Origin of the sequence: Blautia sp. MSK.18.38, from assembly GCF_024460535.1 — a bacterium.
GTDB lineage: Bacteria > Bacillota > Clostridia > Lachnospirales > Lachnospiraceae > Blautia_A > Blautia_A fusiformis.
In genome coordinates, this window is record NZ_JANFYP010000071.1 from 1 (window position 1) to 1,791 (window position 1,791).

A 1,791-nucleotide genomic window follows, 5' to 3' on the forward strand; every position below is an offset into this window, starting at 1 on the left:
GAAGTGTGGTAACACATGGAGCTGACTGTTACTAATCGGGTGAGGGCTTGACCAACAAGCCGAGGAAGCGGGGATACCCCCCCGCTGTAGTATCGGTACGCAGGTTAAATTTGATTCAAAAAGTTTGATTAACCATCAACAAAGCATGTATGTAGTTTTTAAGGTACAAAGGGAAAGAGGAAAGCAGGAGAAAAATCAGTACATGGATTTTTCTCCTGTTTTTATTATATATAATCATACATCTCCCACCATTTACATCTCTTTTTCCATATGCTACAATAGGTAAGACCAAAGGAGCCTGACCAGGCTGTGAGGAGGTGCAGGCTTTGACCTTTGAACTTGATTTGGGCAATTTAATCGTAAGGAGGAAAGAAAAGAGTATGTTTAATTTTCTTGTGACTGCCGAAGGCGGTCTCACAACGGCAGGATATGCCGTATCTGTTATTGCAGTCCTAATTTTGATAATTCTGGTAGCAGTATTACTTCAGAAAAACACATCTGCATTAAAATTTACCACACAGCAGCTGGTTACCTGTGCAGTAGCATTGGCACTTGCATATGTAACTTCCTACATTAAGATATTTAAACTGCCATTTGGCGGATCTGTGACCTTGTTCAGTATGTTGTTTATTGTTCTGATCGGTTACTGGTATGGCATTAAGGTAGGAATTCTTACCGGTCTTGTATATGGGATTTTTCAGTTCCTCCAGGAGCCATATGTCCTTTCATTTTTTCAGGTATGCTGTGATTACATTCTGGCATTTGGAGCCATGGGGCTTTCCGGATTATTTACAAAATCCAGAAAACATGGTCTTCTTAAAGCATACATACTAGCAATTCTGGCAAGAGGGGCATTCCATGCACTTGGCGGATATCTTTATTGGATGGATTATATGCCGGATAATTTCCCGAAGTCTCTGACAGCTTTGTATCCGATTATTTACAATTACAGTTATATTCTTCTGGAAGGTGTACTGACGATCGTAGTAATTTCTATTCCGGCAGTATCCCGTGCACTTGGGCGAATGCGAATAATGGCAACTGGTGGAAACCGACAATCTGCAGCCACCGAAAAATAATTAATACAGACACATAAATAAAAATAGATCGTTCAAGCTACTACGATCTTTTTTTATTGAAAAATCACAAAAAGTTATATAAAACAAACCAAAAACACAAAGAATACTTTTCACCTAAAGAAAGTTGTGCTATGATAATCAGGCGGAATAATTTCCCGTTCAAACGGATGAAGGCAAGTCCCCACCTACAGTTTATTGCTTTTCGCAACCACATAGGAGACTTCTTTGATTCGGTTAAAATATTTCAGACAGATATAACATATCTGAACATATAAAATACAAAAGAAAAAGCAGCCATACAGTTGCGAAAAGGAGAATATCTTAAGTAATCAAATTTGTTGACTAATGTGATCAAATGTGTTTAAAAGTACTCAAAAGAGTAAATTATTATGAACACATCAAATATCACAAATTACAAGCCAAAAGATTTTGCTGAACTGTTAGGTGTATCTGTAAAAACATTACAGCGTTGGGATAGAGACGGAACTCTAAAGGCAAACCGAACTCCAACTGATAGACGTTATTACACTTATGACCAATATCTGCAATTCAAAGGAATAAGTACTGAAGATGACCAACGTCAGGTAGTTATTTATGCCAGGGTATCTACAAGAAATCAAAAAGATGATTTACAAAACCAGGTTGCATTTTTACGACAGTTTTGTAATGCCAAAGGTATTATTGTAGACCAGTGTATTGAAGATTATGGAAG

Annotated in this window: 2 protein-coding genes; both read left to right on the forward strand. The window is 37.6% G+C overall.

The window, feature by feature from the left end; genetic code table 11:
• Nucleotides 1-380: 380 nt before the first annotated feature.
• Nucleotides 381-1,079, forward strand: a complete 699-nt coding sequence (locus NE638_RS17705) for an energy-coupled thiamine transporter ThiT (protein WP_022427325.1) — start codon at nucleotides 381-383, stop codon at nucleotides 1,077-1,079.
• Nucleotides 1,080-1,483: 404 nt separating this feature from the next.
• Nucleotides 1,484-1,791: MerR family DNA-binding transcriptional regulator (locus NE638_RS17710; protein WP_256137236.1), on the forward strand; the 308-nt coding region annotated here is incomplete at its 3' end.